The sequence below is a fragment of the Phycisphaerae bacterium genome, from assembly GCA_024102815.1.
Lineage (GTDB): Bacteria > Planctomycetota > Phycisphaerae > UBA1845 > UBA1845 > JAGFJJ01.
The window spans coordinates 1-17,779 of record JAGFJJ010000002.1; the positions used below are offsets into that span (position 1 = coordinate 1).

Genomic DNA, 17,779 nt, shown 5'->3' on the forward strand with positions numbered 1-17,779 from the left:
CCCGCGCCGCCAGGTGCAGAATCTTGAGGTATTCGCGCGCCGCCGCCCGCGGAGCGTGGTGGCTGCACAACTGGTCGTACGCCATGCGAAAATAGCTGGTCGGAAACATGTCCTCGCGATACTGGTAGTCTTTGAACGCCCCCGGCTTGCGGACCAGCGAATCGATCACGTGGCGGTAATTCACCGCGTGCTTCCCGCTGCCGAGCAACCGCGGCATCCGCTGCACCAGCTCACCCGCGTACCGAACCTCGATCGCATCGGCGTCAATCACCACGTCCACCTCATGACCAATCAAGCGGCTGGGAACCGAGTAGGTATTGCGTTTGACCTGGATGGTGCTGCTGCGCTGAACCCGGATCGCGTGGATGTACTGGCGGTGATCGAGCTTGCCTGGCGGAAGTTCGCCCAGCAGCAGCCGTTCCTCGGAGGGCTTGTCGCCGCGCCCCAGATTGCGCTTCTCGACCACCGCGAGCAGAAAGTGTTCGTACTCCTCGCGGCTGGCGAAGTCCCGGCTACCCCGCAACAGAAGCGCCTGATCAATGGCCGTCTTGAGATGACCGTGCGACGATTCCACGTCGCCGTTCTCGTGAGCCTGACGGACGTTGATCCGCTCCGGCCGCACCCGGTAGTGGTCCACCAGCTCGCGGTAGCGGCTCTGAAATTCGCGGTTCTCCGAAAGGTTGTTGACCGCCGCGGTCAGGCTGTCACTGCGATGCCGGCGAGGTACGCCACCCAACTCCCAGAACGCCGCCTGCAACCCTTGGCTGAGAGCCTCGAACGACTCCGAGAAACAGATCCTGACGAACTCCCAGTTGGAATACGTGAGCGTGAAATGGAAGAGCAGGTGAGGGAATGGCTGGCCAGCGATCGTCACCCCCAGTGAGCTCATGTGAGTGAAGTCCGAGGCCGCCAGGTCGCCGGGCGAGTGGACCTGCGGAAAGATCACCGTCCGCCCGGGACCCCGACTGCCGCGCCATTGCCGAACCCGCCGCTCGAAAGTTCTCCGCTGTGATTCGGGGAACTGACCGGGGTAGCGATCCTGGAGCCAGCCAAACAGCGTGTAGGCCCGCAATCTCGGCTCAGCCACCAGCCGGGCCTCCACCTCCGCCCAGACCTCGCCGAACGGGTCCGGTCGGGTTCGCCAGGTACGGGGCGAGGCCAGTTCCGATGGCAGCCCTTCCGACACTCGATACTTGCGTGCGGTCTTCTCGTCCATGCCCGACCTCCGTGCCGATCTAGCCAGATTCCAACCTTGGGCCAACAATTGTCGCAGGGTTCGCACTTGCCTGTCCTTGACCATCGCAACCTCCTGTGAATTAAGGAGTTGCGATTATCTCCCAAACGCCCGGATCCGGGAATTCTAATTGTCGCTCCCCCGGTCCCCCCGGACGCCCGAAGCCGGGATTTCTAATTGTCGCCCGGCGGGAAAAATAGTTGTCGCTAGACAACCCTGCGAACCACTCGCCTGCTCCCGCGGAAGCTCTGCCAGTGCCTGCTGTGCTCGAACCTGGACACACGCCCGCGCCAAAAAATACCCCGGCCACTTTTTTGGATCAGAAAACCGGCGATCGAGCGGGTGCCCGCTGGCCTGTGCCCTTATGGTTTCAATTGCCCGCGACCACAAATGCTCCACAAGCTCATCGTCGGTGAGGTTCTCTTCCGCCGGACTCCAGAGTTTCCCGAGGACTTCGTGATAGGCGGTTCCAAGCCACGCCTTTGGGTTTCCCAACACACAACTTCGTAGTGAGGGAATGCGAGACAATGCCGCTTGCAATGGGCAATTGCGCAGCGTTTCTGCCAAGCTAGGACTGACGGCCGCGATAGGTTCAAGCTCGATTTGGGCCGAGGCGTCGTTGGCATCAGTCATTACGAATACGGCCTTCGAAGTATCTCGAATATCGATTTGAATTCAATTTCGGTGGCCCCAGTGGCGAGTGCTTGGGCATAGGCATTCGCCAGTTGTGGACCAAATCTGTTTGGATCGCAATCCCACAAAGGATGAACAATGATCTCGACGAAGTCGCCGTCTTGGCCAGCAACCAAACCGCCAAATTGAGCTGGCTGCAGCCCGACGGCTTGAAAATATGGGCCCGCTGCGATCTGGTCGAGCCCGTGCCAATAGGGTGCTGAAAAGTCAATAGTTGCGTTCGCATCGAGGGCCAACCGAGTCATGTCAAGGGCGATGCGCCAGTCAAGAATATTATGAAACACCAAATTACTGAAATCTCGCAGGCAGTCCGGGCACGAAGTGCGGCAGTCGCTGCGATGAGGGTCGCTGACAATCGGCATGTGAAAGTCCGGCACGGTTTGTCCAATGATGTAGCGCAGCAAATCCTCCGCGACGGCCGGATCGCCATATACTGAACTGTAGCCGGCCCCGTTCTCCAAACTATCGGAGACGAACACCTGGCCGATCACCTCTCCCGCTGAGTCCTGCATCACACGGATACCGATCTTGATTTCTCTTTCATCAATATCGAGACGAACCGCGATAGCACGCCGCAACAGATAGCCGAATGAAAGGAGTGCTGCTCGACCATGAACATCAAGCGGGGAGCATTGTAGGCCGACCGGTAAAGGGTGCTGTATTCCCAGTACAAGCACGTTTGTCGGTTTGATCGAAGCTAGTGCTCGCCGGTCAATCTGCCCGCCCGTGGCTAATACAGATGCCGGGTTGGCGATTCCCGATCGCTCAAGTGCCTGGCGAGTCACCCACGTTTCCCCCTGCGAAAGTCGTTCGAAGTCGAAGAACTGGCCGTCATTGTCGTTGACGACAAAGACGGTGTCTGAATCGGACCATACTTCGAAGTTTGCCTGGGGGGTGAGATTAATGTTCCTGAAACCGACACGCGGATGTGACCCGCGCGGTGTCCAATCAAACTCGCCGTCGAAATCTCGGCTGCTGCCGTACCAGGTTCGAAATCCTTTAGGTTCACACAGACTGACGATTTCATAGCCTGGATCGTCATTCGTAGTTGCTCCGCATACTGGGCAACTCGCTGCGGGCGGACTGTTTCCATCGACCGCCTGGCACCGCCGACAGACACCGATTGGAATCGGAGGGCCAAGAGGGTTCGGGGCCTGGATGACGGTGTGGCCCTGCGGCTGGTAGTCGACAACACCGGCTGCCGTGTGAATCAGTCCGTCTTTCACCGTTTCTGCGCAAGGCGCGAACTGGCTGATGGCGATGTCCAGATCGCGGTCTACCGTATCGTCCGGGGGCCACGGGCGCGGGCTTGGCGGATCATGGTGAAGCAACCGCACTCGAGTTGGAAATCCGAACATCGGCAAGACCCCGCGGTAGGCGAGCCGTTTGCTGAGCGACTGATCCGGCAAAGAGGGATCGTTCACAACGCCATCAATTTGCCCAATCAAGTCGCTCTGAATGTAGGCAATCAGGCCCGGTTGTTGCGATTGCAAAGTTGCATCGGTATAGGTCAATAGCGCGTTACACGCGTGCGTGATCGCGGCCGTGTTGTTTTGAATCCACTGCGAGACACGCTCGCGCACAGTTGGCCCTTGCGGAGGATCTCCAGGTGGCTGGTTCCAAGCGGCAGCGCTACCGAATTCACCATGAACGTTATCACCACCCTCTCCAATAAACAGCCCGAGGTCGAGAAACGCCTGCCGCATCACCTCTTTTGCAAGTACTCTCTTCAGAATTGTATCCTGCCGCATGTCGACGTAAGGCTGCGGTGGTGGATCTGCAGTGATACGGGTTGGGCGCTGGAAGTAGTAATCGTCATGGCTGCGACCCCGGCACAGTGTCAGCGCGATTGAGAGGCCGGCGCCGCGTCTGCCGGCACGTCCGACACGCTGTTGGTAATTGAATCGCATCGGGGGCATGTTTGCCATCTTCACGGCCAGCAGCGAACCAATGTCCACGCCGGCCTCCATCGTCGTTGTCACACTGAGTAGGTCAATGATGTCGGCGAGCGGAATCTCGCCATTCGGGAGACAAACATCCTGAAACAGCCGCTGGCGCTTCCGCGCATCGGATTTATTCGTTTGCCCGGTCAGTTCTTCGCAGTTAAGGCGGAACAGCGGGCCCGCCTGCGTTGCCAGGTACGTGTAGTAATCCAGCGATTGATGCGCGTTGGCGATTGGAATTGGAACGCCAAGTTGGGCGTGGCACTCGGTACAAACTCCGCCGGATGCGTGTAAATGGATTCGGCGGCAGTCAGGGCATTCGTAATAATTCTCTCCCGGCGCCATCAAGCAGAGCCTCTGCATGCGAATGACACTCGAAAAGACGCAACCCGATGTTGAGAGATAGGCCATCACGTCGTTCAAGAACGTGTCGGCATGCCGGCCGTGCAACTGGGCAATCGCGCTAAGGTAGCTTGCCACAAAAGCTGGCGGCGTATTCTGCGTATAGGAGTTATGGGTATCGATCCGGCGCCGTTGCCCGAGTAGCCGGACAACACCATCGGCCGCTTGCTGCACAAGCTGATCCGGGGGAGCAAAGTTAATTCGATCAGGGGTGCCGTTCGCAATCAGTAGTGACTCGAGACTCCGCCTGCCGGACGCGAAGATAATATTGATCAGTTCGACAATGGACTGATTTTGAATACGGGTAAGGTGCTGTTGCTGGGGCTGTGTCAGCGCGGTCTGTGGGGTCACGGCGCCGTTTGGATTCCAAACGTAGAAGTCACGCCATGAACCGGTGCGGGTCTCCCAGTCCGTCCAAAGCTGCCGCTGGCCGTAACCGCCAGGGTTTATGCCTTGGCTGAGCAGTCTCGACGCGACGTCCGCTGAAAGTTCCGGCACCAGGAATGGCCCGTTTGCAGCCCTATTTAGAATCTGCTGGGCTGCCTGCTGATAACTAATCCCCGGATGCGCGTGCGATGGAAGGTTTGCCGTGTGGGGATTGGCAGCCATCATGATGGCCGTTGCATCCAGAGGGTGTGAGGTGCTGAATTCCGCGGCAAGCGCAACTTGATCCTGCGAGAGTTGCTGCCCCTGAGCTTGCGCCGCGAAGGCGATCGCACCTTGCCCGGCAGCTTCCATACTTGTGTAAAGCGCCTGGCGAACCGCATCCCGGTAATGGGCGAAGCGCATTCCTGCTGACAACTTGGCGGCATCCTGGCGGCTGTCGGAAAAAACGACGAGCTTCCGGTTATTGCCATCAGCGGTCTGTGGAATCTGCCTCAGAAGCGAATCGCTCAAGACTTGGCTAATCTTTTGGAAACCTGTGCGCTGCGTTCGGATGGGCGAACCGAGCGGCCGCCACGACCAATCAGAATCGCAGCGGGGACACCGAGCTGGGTAGGCCTGCAGGGCGCTGTCGGCGTCGGGTGGGCTTTGGCCGTGCATTGGCGGTACGTAATACAGATATCCGCTGGCCCCGCCGAGTTGTACGACTCCATCGTTCGGTGTGTACTGTGCCGCGCGCCATCGCCGTGCTACGCCATCCTGCGTCCACTGGGGGCTTGCGGGCGCGATCCCTTGTTGGGCCGGCCAGAACACGGCATAGGTTAAGTAATCCCTTTCGAAGCTCGCCGCATCCGCCGAGGCTTCCAAGTTCGGGTGTTCGGGACTGAGGAACCACTCGTTGGGATTGGGGCCATCTTGCCTATACCCACCAAAGAAGATCTCGCCACAAGATTCACAATAGAGCAGCTCAAGTACGCGCGAACCGCAATCGCAAGTGAGACGCGGCACATAGTGTAAACGGCCGGCCGGGCACTGTTCTTGCCGGGCTGGCGTTTGGCTGCATTGCGGATTTGTGCAGATCCACATTCCTTGAAGGTTTCTAAAGAAGAGATGCGCCCGCATCACAAGCGGTGCCTCACCTGATACATGGCGCGCTTGCGACAAGCCAGTCAGCAATCCCGATACCGCCTCAAATGCCCCATTCGGAGGAAGCTGAGGAAACAGCACCGCCGCAATCTCTTGCGGTGTGCGCGGTGTGAATTGCGATGGATCTTCGGGCGAGGAACAGGCGCTGCGCAAAGCGTCTGGCGCCTGTATATGCTCCAATGCGGCCGCCATGACTTGTTCGGTCGTGGCCTCTTCATTAGCTTCAGGCCCGCCGACCTGCGCATCGAATCCCTCAGCAATGTGCTGACCAATGGTTCCAGACGAGGCGGTCGCCGACTCGTGAAGTTGCCGGAGCGCGTTCGCATGTGCGGAGATTGCGGCGATTGCAGTTGGGTTCGGCGGTTCAATGTCACCGCTGACAACGCGGAACCGGTTTCGATCACGGCTGAAAAACGCTTCGAGGTAGTTTAGGCCCGATGGATCGTCGGACAGCGAGGCGCTAGATGCGATGATGCGCAACTGGTCGGAGTCTGGCGGCAAGCCAAGTCGATCGAAGAGCACCCGTAGAAGATAACCAACTTCCGTTCCCGCAGTCCCGCGATATGTATGGAGTTCGTCTACGATCAAGTGAAACACATGAGAACGATCAGCATCCAGCCACGCTCGCGTCTGATCAAAAATTGGCGCGTCGACCGCGCGCATGAGCATGATATTTAGCATCGAGTAATTCGTGACCAGAATGTCAGGTGGGCCATCTTGCATATCCCACCGGGACCACATCTCGCTCCCATCGAGATTCTGGAAAAAACGTTCGGCCGGAGTCCCCGCAACCTGCTGGGCGTCCTGGTCAATACTGCGCAGCTCGCCACGTAGTTCCGACAGTTTGGCCGAAGTGCGATTGCCCGACACCGGCGTGCGGCCTGTGTACCGGCCAAAGTAGAATCGATTGCCAGATCGGTTGGCGTCGAGCCATGCCCGCACAGAAATGCCGTCGAACCCTTCGCGCATCCTGCCAAGTTGATCTTCAACAAGAGCGTTCAGCGGGTACAAGATCAGCGCTCGCATCGCAGCGCGCCGTGTTTCGTGGGCACGCTGGCTAACACGTGGCGCCCAGTTCCTCGGTTGCCCGTGGCGCCACCAATCCCTTCTCGGATCTGGGGCTGCCGGCGCGGTCCAACCGGTAGATTCATTGATCAGTGCCGCGGCGATCGGCAAAAAGAAGCATTCCGTCTTACCCGAACCCGTTCCCGTCGTGACAATCACATCGTGGTGTTGAACGACCGACTCGCCAAAGGAATCGCGCTGGTGAGTATAAGGACGACGCCCTGCTGGAAAGAGGCCGAGACCAACAAAATCGACGAGCGCATCTACGAGGTCAGGCGACCAAGAAGCGTCGAGCAGGTTGTGCGCGACTTGGCCGAACATTTCGCCGCACCTGCTGTATGCCGGAACCGCCTCGATCAAGGGACGCCGGTAGATGCGGCCATCCTGATCAATCAACTGCCGCCGCTCCTGCACGAGATCGGCGTAGCGGAGATCGAATGGGCTATCCAAATAGCGAAGGTACGTCTCCCGCAGTTCGTCGAACACAGAGATCGGATTTCTCATGCTTGCCTCAATAAACCGGTAACCGCCATTGCGATAGATTTGTTAATCCTTCTGTAAACCAATCGCCCGCCATCGACATCTGGAATTAACCCGGAGCAGAGCGTTAACGCGCGGTCCACAAGTAGTGGCGGGCGGCAAGAGACGGGCATGGAAAGCACCTGCGTTTCGGCATCGTAAGCTAGAACGCGATGGCGCCGTCGCTTCAGAACGAGATACTTTCCTACTTGGACGGGAATCCTGTATCCCCTCTTTCGCAAAGAGATGAAGTACTGTGGCTGGTGCGCGACTTGAAAACGGAACAAGCCGAATGAGGACGACCGTGCCTCGTCCGCTGTCAATTGCGACCACTGGAACGATTCTGGCGAAAAGCAGTGAACTTCCCAATCGCTGCCGAATGGAAACTCGGCGGCAGTTCGCAATTGCCAATCGTCAACTGGCGGCAAGGCACCCAATAGCATTCGGGCTGCATTCGGTGCGAAGTGTAAACCGGCAGCCTGCGCAATAAGTTCCAACTCGGCATTTGTTTCCGCAGTTATCTCAACCCGATCGGGACATTCGGGCCGGCTTGTCACGCAACTGCCTGGCAGATCAGTGATACACTCGATGAGGTTTTCCGTTCTTGCCCCGCAAAGGATTCCCACCGCTCCATCTCCATCCTCGACGCATGCCAACACCGGCGGTACGACGCGCCAACCATTCTCGAAATCCCTGCGAAAGAACTCTGCATGTGCCAGACGCTCGAGGTTCAACCGGAGTCGATGATGGATCGGAAGGCTATTAGCGTCCGGTCGGCCTTCACCCAAGTCCTCATCATCCCCATTGGACTCGTCCATTACCTGCAACTCGTCCACAGCAGCGCGGAACCGCCCCCAAGTGCCGTGTCCCTTTGCCGAAAGCCATAACAAAAGGTCGTTGGGGTTCATCGCAACTCTTTCCATAGGCGGCGCGCGGCGCGTTTGTATTGATCCCAGAGTTTCCTCGCCTCCTGACTATTCGGTTGGATCGGCAGCCCCTTCCGACCTGCGTCAAGGATTGCGTGGCACCAGCGCAGTACTGTTTCACAATTGCCCGCTGGGTTGCCACGATTGCCGTCTACGCAGCGTTCGTCCAAAAGCCTTACGACTGCTTGCGACTTATCGCAGCGTAAAGGATTCGCCGGCAACGTCCAGACGATTGGAAAGTCGGCAATGGTGACACACTCTCTTGCTCGTACATCATACGGCTGTGCCCAGAAAGCGATTTGGCCAGGTGTTGGCCCAAGCAAACATGTATTCGAGGCGGGCGTTAACGCGATTGCTTGGTGGTCGGCCACCGGCTTGACGATCGGTCCGCATACCACCACTGCCCGCTGATCTGTTTCGGCCCAACTCGGACGATAAACGAACGCATCGAATTGGTCCCACTGCTGAACCCCATCAACAAGCTGATAGGATTCCGCAACGCCACCGCAGAATACGGTGTGCAAACCTGGCGCATCCCATCCGGGAGCGGTGTAACCAGCGCAACCGTCCACCGATGCCCGCTGTTGATCAATCAAGACCTCAACGTCATGCACTGCTCCGCGCACGCGTATCCTTGGTGGATGCCCGTTCAGCCAATTCGCATGGCCCAAGCGTATGCCACCTTCGAAGACAATCTCGACATTGTGAACCGGGCGAAGAACATTGAAGATGCCGGCAGAGTCCTCATGGTGTATTGCGTTGGTTGGCTGAACGTTTTGGAACAGAATCCAGCCAGCAGGCAATCCGCCCCCGTCGACTTCGTTCGCCACCTTGCATCCGGCATCCGAGAGGGCTTCACGTACGGCTTCGCGCTGCTCCTTCCTACACAACACAAGATGGTTTTCCTGCAGGATCAATCGCGGCACGGACACAAATCCGTTGATCGTTCCCGTGGGCGATTGGGCGAGCACCCAAATGTCGCGACCGGTCAGAACCCAGCGCTGATCTTTGTCGCCAGCGCAATCCCAACAGGCACCTTTCAGAAGCAGGGTTTCGATCTTTGGTGGAAAGACGTCGCTGTACCACTCGTCCTGGCACGCGGTCCAATTCTCCGGGCCGCTTGGCCCGATTACTTCGACCTCTTCGTCTTGCCCTGCCGCGCGCGATGGAAGAAGGCTAACGCGGCAGCGGTTCCTGCGGCTCCGCGCAAAGACAGCGCGAACAAACATCGGGAGCGAGCGAACACGTGTCCCCCCATTGGATTCTTGGCTCGACTGTTCCCTATTTGATCGACGTGTCGTCTCCGCTGTTCGCACCGACGGCCGGTACTTCGCTGGTGGGCCAGTGCGTGCTGCGGGCGGCTTAGTAGACGGCTCCCGATTGCCGATTCCGGTCGGCTCCACCGACTGTTTCACTGTCCGGTCAGTCTCAGGTGGCGTACCCGGCTCAACCTGTTCCGCCGCTGAAGCCCCGTTAGGTACTGTGGATACTGCCGGCAACGTACTTGGCGCAAGCTCGATATCGTCTCGGCCCTTGGTGTCGACTGCGGTTTGGGTCGCTTCGTTGTGTGACGATCCGCGAGCAGGCGGTTGGCCAGCGTCCACTACTGGCGCTGATTGGTCTGTGGCCCCGGCCTTTACACCTGCATCCACCTGGGCGGGAAACGCCTCCTCGCGTGCAATGGATCCCGCCTCCGCTCCGCCGTTTTCAGAATTGACTTTGTCATCGGCCTCTTCGTTCGCCGATTCCGGTCGCTGGTCAGCGCGTGGCGAAGCGATTGGTGCCGGTTCAGTGTCGCCTCGCGCCGTGGTGCCGGCTGTGGTTTGCGTGACTTGGTCGTCTGACGATTCGCCAGCAGCTTCTGCCGGTGCTGTAAAGTCCTCGCTATCACCGCACTCCTGGTCAATCTCCGCCGCCACGTCTGGTTCTGCTGGCGGTAGGGGGTCGCGCGTTTCCGGTGCCGTTAAATCTCCCGATGCGGAATCCGGGACCCCACCTTCATGGTGGATCGGTTGATTGTCGGCCGCTATCGTGGGAGCGCCGGTCTCACGTGCAACGGACTCAAGTGACGGTGCATGATCGCTCGCGTCGATTTGCTCGTCCGGTTGACAAGGGCCGCCTTCGCCGCTCGCCTGCTGCACATCGATTGTGTCTTGCTCGTCACCATAAGGCGCGTCCTCGAGACCGTCGGACGATTCCCTGGGTTCGGGCACACTGGAAGTGAGAACCGAAAAGGGAGTGGAATCCTGTTGTTCCAAATTGTCCGAAGGTGGCGCATTCTCGAAGTCATCGCTGGTATCCCTCGAGCCTTCATCCATCACCTCTTGCTGGTGTTCGGCTTCGCCTTTTCGGCCTCGATCCTCGAATGTCGTGACACCGGTTTCGGGCTTTGGCAACTCGGGTGACGCGATGTCGGACATGCCGAATGGGCGCGATTCCACGAGCGGAATCGGGAGTTCGGAAGAATGTTGTTCAACAAGCTCTGAACCAAGTCTTGGCCCCTCATCAACATTGGAACGAGCTGAATCGGCTGCGCCCACGGAGAACTTTGGTTTCTGGGCATGGACTCGCCGACCATCGCGTTTTGCCAGAGCAACCCACACGCCAATACCGGCGGCGAGGACTATTGCGCCAACGACAAGTATGATCCAGGGCGAAATCATGAGCGAATTCTGGCCTTCACGGAAAACGGAAAATTCCCCGCATTTTATCGCGCGGAATCGGCATCCGCGAGCGCCGATGTCGGCGCGGTGAATTGAGCCAAACTTGGACGCCCGCCAACTACGCGATTACCCGACTTATTCCCGCCACGGACGCTAACCGTGATCTACCCAGCGCCAATTGGTTCGGACCACGCCGCGATTTCAACGAATAATGCGTACTTCCTATGATAGCGATAGCTCGAAAACCGTTGTCTCGCCCACCCCGTGCGTGAATCGCTGCGGATCGAAGGCGGCGGGGCGCACATACCAACTTTGGGAAACCTTGAACGCTGCGGATGCCGCAGCGCATGCCACAGCTTGAAGCTTGGAGCCGGTCAGGCCAAACTCAAAATTGAAGCCTTGATCCACATACCAGTCCTGGTAATTCCGCGTGATGTAAGACAAGACGCCTTGCAAGTCGTCGGACGAAAGCGATTCGACCACTGTCCCCGAATAGTTTCTAGCAGCCAGATCCGCCGCGATGCCGGCCATCTTTGCGCGAGGTGAATTGTCTCGATGCGTTATTACGAGAATGGCCTCGTATGATCGCTCGTCGAGCAGCGTAAGCAACCGTTCATGTTTTGGCGACGAAAACGCGCAAAGAACTCGCCGGCGAGACTCATCCGAATCGGAAACCAGCAAAGGATCGATTGAATAAGGCCGATTTTCCCCCGTCAGCACTTTGCTAAGTGCTTCCAGAAGCTGGCCGCTGTTCAACGCTTCTTCGGCGTCTAGAACGGCGGCGATATCCTCGTCGAGCGGATAATAAGTCGCTGCCCGCGTGCGGCAGATCCACACGCGTCCGTTCCGGCGAAGCGCGCTTTTTACGGTGTGAAAGATGACCGGCTTGGCCAGTCCCGTTATGTCTACAAGGATATTGCCGCGGGGCACGTCCACACCAGCAATGATCGTGTCCTGATAGTCAACCTCCGTCCGGTTTTTGAGCGACGGCCAGAGCGACTTCCGGATTTCGTCCGCTTTGCCTGGCTCCGCGTAGCGCACCAAGATCACGTTTTCTGGCTGAATAGCTTGGTACAGCCGACAGGCGGACTCGAATGTACGCTCCTCAAAGCCCAAACCAAGCACTACCGTCTCGATGCCCACTCGGCCCAGATCCTCCAGGCTGACAGGGGCCGCTTTCGGCGTTTTTTGCTCTACGATGTCATCGAGTTCATCGGCGGACCGAATTGTGCGAGGTGCTATCTCATCCTCCAATCCAAACAGCAGCCGCTGGGCGCTCTGGCGTTTGTCTATTGATGCGGGAATCTTGACTTCGCCTACTGAGTCGTCAGCATCCTCGCTTGCGGCCTCCATTTCCTCGACTTCGGCAATATCATCAGCACTCGCTAAGTTGCGAAGCAGGATCTCTTTCCCTCGTGCGGGGTTGTCGAGCCAGTTGATCAAATCCTCACCGGACAATTCGAAGCGATCACGCTCCGACAAGCCGATGAAGTTGGAAAGCCCATAGAGTTTTCGGTACGTAAGCTTGAATTGTTGCACCGGGTTTGTGTCGCGGGTCTTTGTACGGTGAGCACCTCCGTCGAGCACAAATACGCCCGCGTCAATCAGCTCGCGCAGTTGCTCGAATTGTCTTTCCGCGTCCCCCGCAGTAACCCGAACGTACAGCTTCAGGTACTGCCGGGGGCGCCGCTTCTTGATTTTCTTGGTTCTGAAATCCTTTTCCGATTTCATCAGCAACGTGTGCGAAGCGTCGGCAAAGGCGAGGGCATGATCTTTCAGCCATCCCTTCCTGCGATTCAGGTCATACAAGCGGCGGCTACAGTACTCCTGGTAACACTCCGACTGCGTTTGCGGTTCGATCGGGTAGGCGCCCTTTGATTTTCTCAGCATTAATTCGTACAAACTGATCACGTCACCGATGTCGCCGACGCAGACGCCGGCGAGGGCAGATATGCCATAGTACGTCTTCTTACGCTCGCTTGAGTTTTCGGACGTCGCTGCTATCTGTTGTGCGATGATTTCCAGCGGCGTGTCCGCCAAGATCTGGCTGGGTGTGACATTGGATGGGTGATGCGCGTAGTACTTTGCACGTTGGGACAAGACCTGCTCGACGAAGCCATTACCTCTTTTGGCGCGAATCAATGCGTTCACTTCAGCACCAAGGTCGAACACCTGGTAATCTCTCCCCTCGCGAGCCTTCTCAATTTGGCCCGGTGACCGCAAAATCATTTCCAGTGTCTGGGCCTCTGTAGTCAATTTGAAGGCGCATCTTGGATCGGAAAACAGAAGAGCTGACATCAGTTGCTCGATTCCCGGCTTCATTAAGTATCGCGTCGATACGTCGTCGAGCAAGAAAAACACGGTCGCGTTATCCCAGATTGCAGAAGCGCTACACACGGCCTCGGCCAAGTGTGGAAACGACGATGATGGGTGACCAGCGAATTCGATTTCCTCAGCTTCGCCCCGACTCAATCGGACCATCAATTCCAGAAGGTAACGTTCCAGTTCGTACTCCGAACCGGTGGTGCGGGCTGCTTCAGCACCCTTGACATAGGAGGCCACGGCGTCGCCAATTTTGGCAAACGCCAGGGGTACGACGACATCGGAACTGATCTCCCTGAGATGGCGAATCGCCCGGATAGCTTCGACCGCATATTGAACAAATAGCCGGACGTAAGGCGCCACCAATGCATTTGCCCTCGTGCCCAGTGAATCAAGCAATCGCGTGCTCGACGCATAAAGCCCAACATATCTGTCGCGGCGTAGGTGCTCGAGTATGTCGTCACGGTCAGCGCCTTGGGTCGGCAGCGTCGCTCGGGCGTGGAACTGAAGCGCTCGCAAGAGCATCGTTTTTCCGCACCCGCGCATCCCGGTGACGACCTGTGGGCCCGACGTGCTGATCGATGTAAGCCAGCGATCGTCTGGATCAACGATCAGATACGGGACAAACCACGCAGCTAGAGTTTGCGCGTTGTATGCGTCGTTGAATCGCCTCAGCCTTGGCTGCTCCCGCCAGGGAGAGGAAACGTGCCGGATTGCGGACCGGATGTCTTCGATGCATTCGTCATAAGTCGGGGTTCGTTGAGCCGTGCTGTCGGGCGACAACAAGGATGCGCGTTCATCCAGAATAGCGGCGAGCCGGTATTCGAGGTCAGTTGTCTGGTCGGGGTTGGCTAATAGCCGAGCAACGAGTGCCCTAAGGTACTTAACGACCCAGTGCAGATCACCAAGTCGTTCGCCCGCAGGATCACTCTTACTTTCATCAGAGGCCGAATTCAGATCAATTGCGACTAGACGGATTGTCTCATCCTCGGCATCGGCGCGCCGGCTTTCAGGCGATAAGGCTTGCACGATAAGGTTTGCCGGCTGTAGGTCGTTGTGGCGAAATCCCTTGTTGTCTAACTCACGAAGGATCGCAAACAGATCGATGGCAATCTGCGCAATTGTCCGAGCGGGCACAGGTTCGGGAGCAGCGAGGATACCGCTGAGCGTTCTGCCTTCGACAAAATCAAGCTCGGCAACATGGCAAACGTGCTCCTCGTGGCCGAACTGAACGCGTTCGTTGAGTATCATATCGTCGATGCCAACGATGTGCTGCGATCCCTCCGCAATTCGAGAATGGTCTCGGCATTCTTGCTCGAAGTCTTTTCCAAAGAATTCATACGCCTGCTTGAATGCGACCTTGATTACTTTGCGGCGGCTGAACGGACCAGACTCCGCAACGTAGGCGACCGAGTAGAAGCCGCGGTCAATTGGTTCCACGATTCTGTAGCGGCCGATACTGGTAGGTGGCGAGAAAAGTGGGAAACCGAATTGCCGCCCGCACTGCGGGCAGTGGTCTGTTAATGCCCGATTCTCATCCTTTGTGTATTCGGGATGAAGAAAGCAGCACAACTTAGGCATCTACGACCTCCTCGAAGCCAGCAAGTTGGCCTGGATTTTTGGACAACACAAACGCGCTCCGCAAGGCCTGCTCCATTTCCGGCCACCTGGTCTCCTCGCAACGAACGGTGGCGAGCAATCCGTGTTGGGTGACGTAGTCTCCCGTCCGGCTCACTAGGATGACGCCGGAAGGATCCGGAAATGGCATGTCCTGCGTTTGAAAAGCGATTTGTGTCTGCACAAGAGTTGCCCGAAGCCGTTCAAGATCAATTGTCAGGAATCCTTCTCCAGCCGCAAGCAGTTCGAATCGGCGACTCTGTCGAATCGTGCAAACAAAATCGTTGAAAACATCGAGGCTCGCTCCCTGCGCTTCAAGATTCGATTGAAACGCAGGTGCGATTTCGCTTGCGCTCGGCAAAGACGCATCCCCTCCGCTCACGGCCTTTGCCATCGCAAAGCACTGCCGGTAATGGCGCGTCAGCCATACGTCAGCCTTCCCAGTGAGAAGGTCCGCAAGCGCCATCAACGCTTCGCCACGCCCAATAAACGGCTGGTAAGGCAGCCGTGCGTCGGTGAGAAAGCAGACAGCTTCGATGCCAGCGAGTTTCGCCACCCGATTGAACCGAACGGCGTTACCTTTTGCTTCCGCCCACGAGACGCCGAAGTTTCCATGCGGCGCAACGCGCACGTCGAGCCCCGACTTGGAAAGCCCCACCGCGATTTTCTTGCTCAACAAACTGGCGATCGCCAGTTCAGGAAGATTCACCGCGTCGTGCTGTTTTCGATAAGCAAACAACTGGCCGTCTCGCGGAGCGAATCGGCCTTCGGCGAGGAAGTGGACGTAGCCGCACCGTTCAAGAATCTGAGTGACCTCGCCTTCATCGAAACGAATGCGATAGCCAGGGACCTGGGCGAGAACGTCGATGCCACCAGCGGGCCGTCCCGGCACGCCGAGCTTTGGAATTTGAAACCCCATTTGACGCAGGAAGAGGGGGCAAAGAATCGTCGAGAGCGAACTCGGGCCGCCGGTCGACGCGATGTCGGCCCACCTACCTCCGTCGGGCCACTTCAGGACCGTTCCAGATTTGGCAAGACTAAACGCGAGTTGCGCGATCCGTTCATCGTCAAGTTCTCCGGACCGGGCAAGTTGGATGATTCGGTCCATCGAGTCAGACGATGCTTCCTTTGCGAATTGTTCAACCGTCTTGTGAAAATCCATTGGATTCCTTCCCGGGGCGGCGATTTGGGACTCCTATTTTAATGGTTGCCCAACCGCCGAACCATGACGGAGTCACATCTCCAACGGGGAGAATCGAAATCAGGGGATCAGGGGTATTCGTCAAACTGCCGCGTTAACCCGTTTCGGTCCGAGTCTCTCGCCGACAGAGACCTTTCGGTAGGAAGGCGAAGGGTGTCGGTCAAATCGATGCGATTTGACGCACCCCGTTGTCTCTCCTTTTCGAACCAGAGACACGGCCGCCGGGGGCCGAATTGACGGAAACCCTTGGCAGGGCGGCAAGAAACGCGAACGGCCGAGAGCAGAGACTCTCGGCCGACGGTGTGAACTGGCGGGGACGCCGATTTCGGCGTCGTTTACGAAGCTCCCCCGGTAGGACTCGAACCTACGACAAGCCGGTTAACAGCCGGCTGCTCTACCGACTGAGCTACAGGGGAGTGCGAGCAGCAGTGAAGCTCTCAATACTAGCCCATCCCGCCGAACCCTGCAAGCGTAGTGCAGGCCGGCGCGGGGCGCCTGGGCAAGGGTCCACCCGGATTGAACGGCAATGGAGCCTGCCAAGCCCGAACAGGGGCCAGGATCTGGCAGGTCCGCGCAACGGACGCCGGCGCCAGACGGAAGCAGATTTCCGACGGAAGCAGATTCCACACCAAAGCGGAGCCACGCGAGCCCCGCCAGCAACTCAGCAGAAGTCCGCCAGCAGATCAGCCGAGCCCTACCGGCAAATCAGCAGAAACCAGGGCGGTCCAAACGGTCGCGCTCCGGACCTGGCGGGGCAAACACCCTTCAGTCTCAACCCTCCGGCGACCGCTGCTTCTCCATCCAGACGCGGTTGCCCCGGTCGCGGTACTCCACCTGGCTCATGAAATTCCGCATCAGCATCAACCCGCGCCCCGATGGCACCTCGAGGTTCTCTTCCAGCGTCGGGTCGGGCACGTCCGCCGGATTGAAGCCGTCGCCCGCGTCCTCAATCTCGATCTCCATCCGTTCCGCCGAAACACAGGCTTGCACCCTGACCACCTTGTCCGGGTGGTAGCCGTTGCCGTGCTTGATCGCGTTGACCAACGCCTCCTCGACCGACAAATGCACCCCAAACTGGTCGTCCTCGCTCCAGCCGTGCTCCTGCAACTGAGCCAACAACGCCTCCAAGATGCTGCGGCCAGCCCCCGTTTCGCTGGGGATCTCCCACTGCTGCGACCATGCCCAGATACTGCGCGCCATGTGCTTTGGAGTGCTCGCCATGAAACTCATCAAGCGCACCCGGAAACGACAACCGAGCCGCCTGCCCCCAAAAGTGAATACGGAATCTGGATTGTGACGAGATGCTGGATGTGCCGCGGAACTCCCTTTCCCAGGGCCTCCATGAGCCCAGGTTCCGTTCAGATACTCCAGCTTCAGTATACCCGATCCGGCAACCGGAGCCAGCGCAGTTTAGAGAATTTCGTTCCCTCGCACGAGGCGTGGCGATATCCCCCGTCAGGCAGGGCGTGCGGCTTTCAAGTTTCTTCGTCGCCAGAGTGTAGCAAGAGCGTCCTCCGCGTTCCCGTACGCCGAAGGTGTTCCACAAGGCGCCTTGTGCAACGCCTTCGGCGTAGAAGGGACTCGAGGCGGTCGTCCACCCAGGGTGCGCCCGAAGCGGGCGACCCTGGGCTGGGTTGTTCAACGCCTGCGGCGTAAAGACAGCG

The 17,779-nt window shown here is 58.2% G+C and carries 8 protein-coding genes and 1 tRNA gene; 1 reads left to right on the forward strand and 8 read right to left on the reverse strand.

Features of this window, described 5'->3' with window-relative positions; genetic code table 11:
- The 6 genes from istA to J5J06_00040 all read right to left on the reverse strand — a co-directional run.
- On the reverse strand, positions 1-1,300 hold a 1,300-nt coding region (gene istA, locus J5J06_00015; protein ID MCO6435456.1), incomplete at its 3' end, for an IS21 family transposase.
- Between the two features lie 60 nt (positions 1,301-1,360).
- Complete coding sequence (locus J5J06_00020; protein ID MCO6435457.1) at positions 1,361-1,867, reverse strand: PD-(D/E)XK nuclease family protein; 507 nt, start codon at positions 1,865-1,867, stop codon at positions 1,361-1,363.
- Positions 1,867-7,371, reverse strand: a complete 5,505-nt coding sequence (locus J5J06_00025) for a DEAD/DEAH box helicase (GenBank protein MCO6435458.1) — start codon at positions 7,369-7,371, stop codon at positions 1,867-1,869. Before J5J06_00025 ends, J5J06_00020 begins: the two co-directional genes overlap by 1 nt.
- Positions 7,368-8,294, reverse strand: coding sequence for a hypothetical protein (locus tag J5J06_00030; GenBank protein ID MCO6435459.1), 927 nt, complete (start codon positions 8,292-8,294; stop codon positions 7,368-7,370). Before J5J06_00030 ends, J5J06_00025 begins: the two co-directional genes overlap by 4 nt.
- Positions 8,291-10,975, reverse strand: a complete 2,685-nt coding sequence (locus J5J06_00035) for a hypothetical protein (protein ID MCO6435460.1) — start codon at positions 10,973-10,975, stop codon at positions 8,291-8,293. The genes J5J06_00030 and J5J06_00035 overlap by 4 nt, the downstream gene beginning before the upstream one ends.
- A gap of 222 nt (positions 10,976-11,197) precedes the next feature.
- Positions 11,198-14,878, reverse strand: coding sequence for a hypothetical protein (locus J5J06_00040; GenBank protein ID MCO6435461.1), 3,681 nt, complete (start codon positions 14,876-14,878; stop codon positions 11,198-11,200).
- Between the two features lie 196 nt (positions 14,879-15,074).
- Here J5J06_00040 and J5J06_00045 point away from each other — a divergent pair, with 196 nt between their 5' ends.
- Complete coding sequence (locus J5J06_00045) at positions 15,075-16,118, forward strand: hypothetical protein (GenBank protein MCO6435462.1); 1,044 nt, start codon at positions 15,075-15,077, stop codon at positions 16,116-16,118.
- Between the two features lie 340 nt (positions 16,119-16,458).
- On the opposite strand, the gene J5J06_00050 is transcribed toward J5J06_00045, so the two are convergent.
- Positions 16,459-16,531: transfer RNA gene (locus J5J06_00050), tRNA-Asn, on the reverse strand.
- A gap of 355 nt (positions 16,532-16,886) precedes the next feature.
- The gene (locus tag J5J06_00055) at positions 16,887-17,315 is read right to left on the reverse strand and encodes an ATP-binding protein (protein ID MCO6435463.1); all 429 of its coding nucleotides are present in this window, start codon (positions 17,313-17,315) and stop codon (positions 16,887-16,889) included.
- Positions 17,316-17,779: the final 464 nt, after the last annotated feature.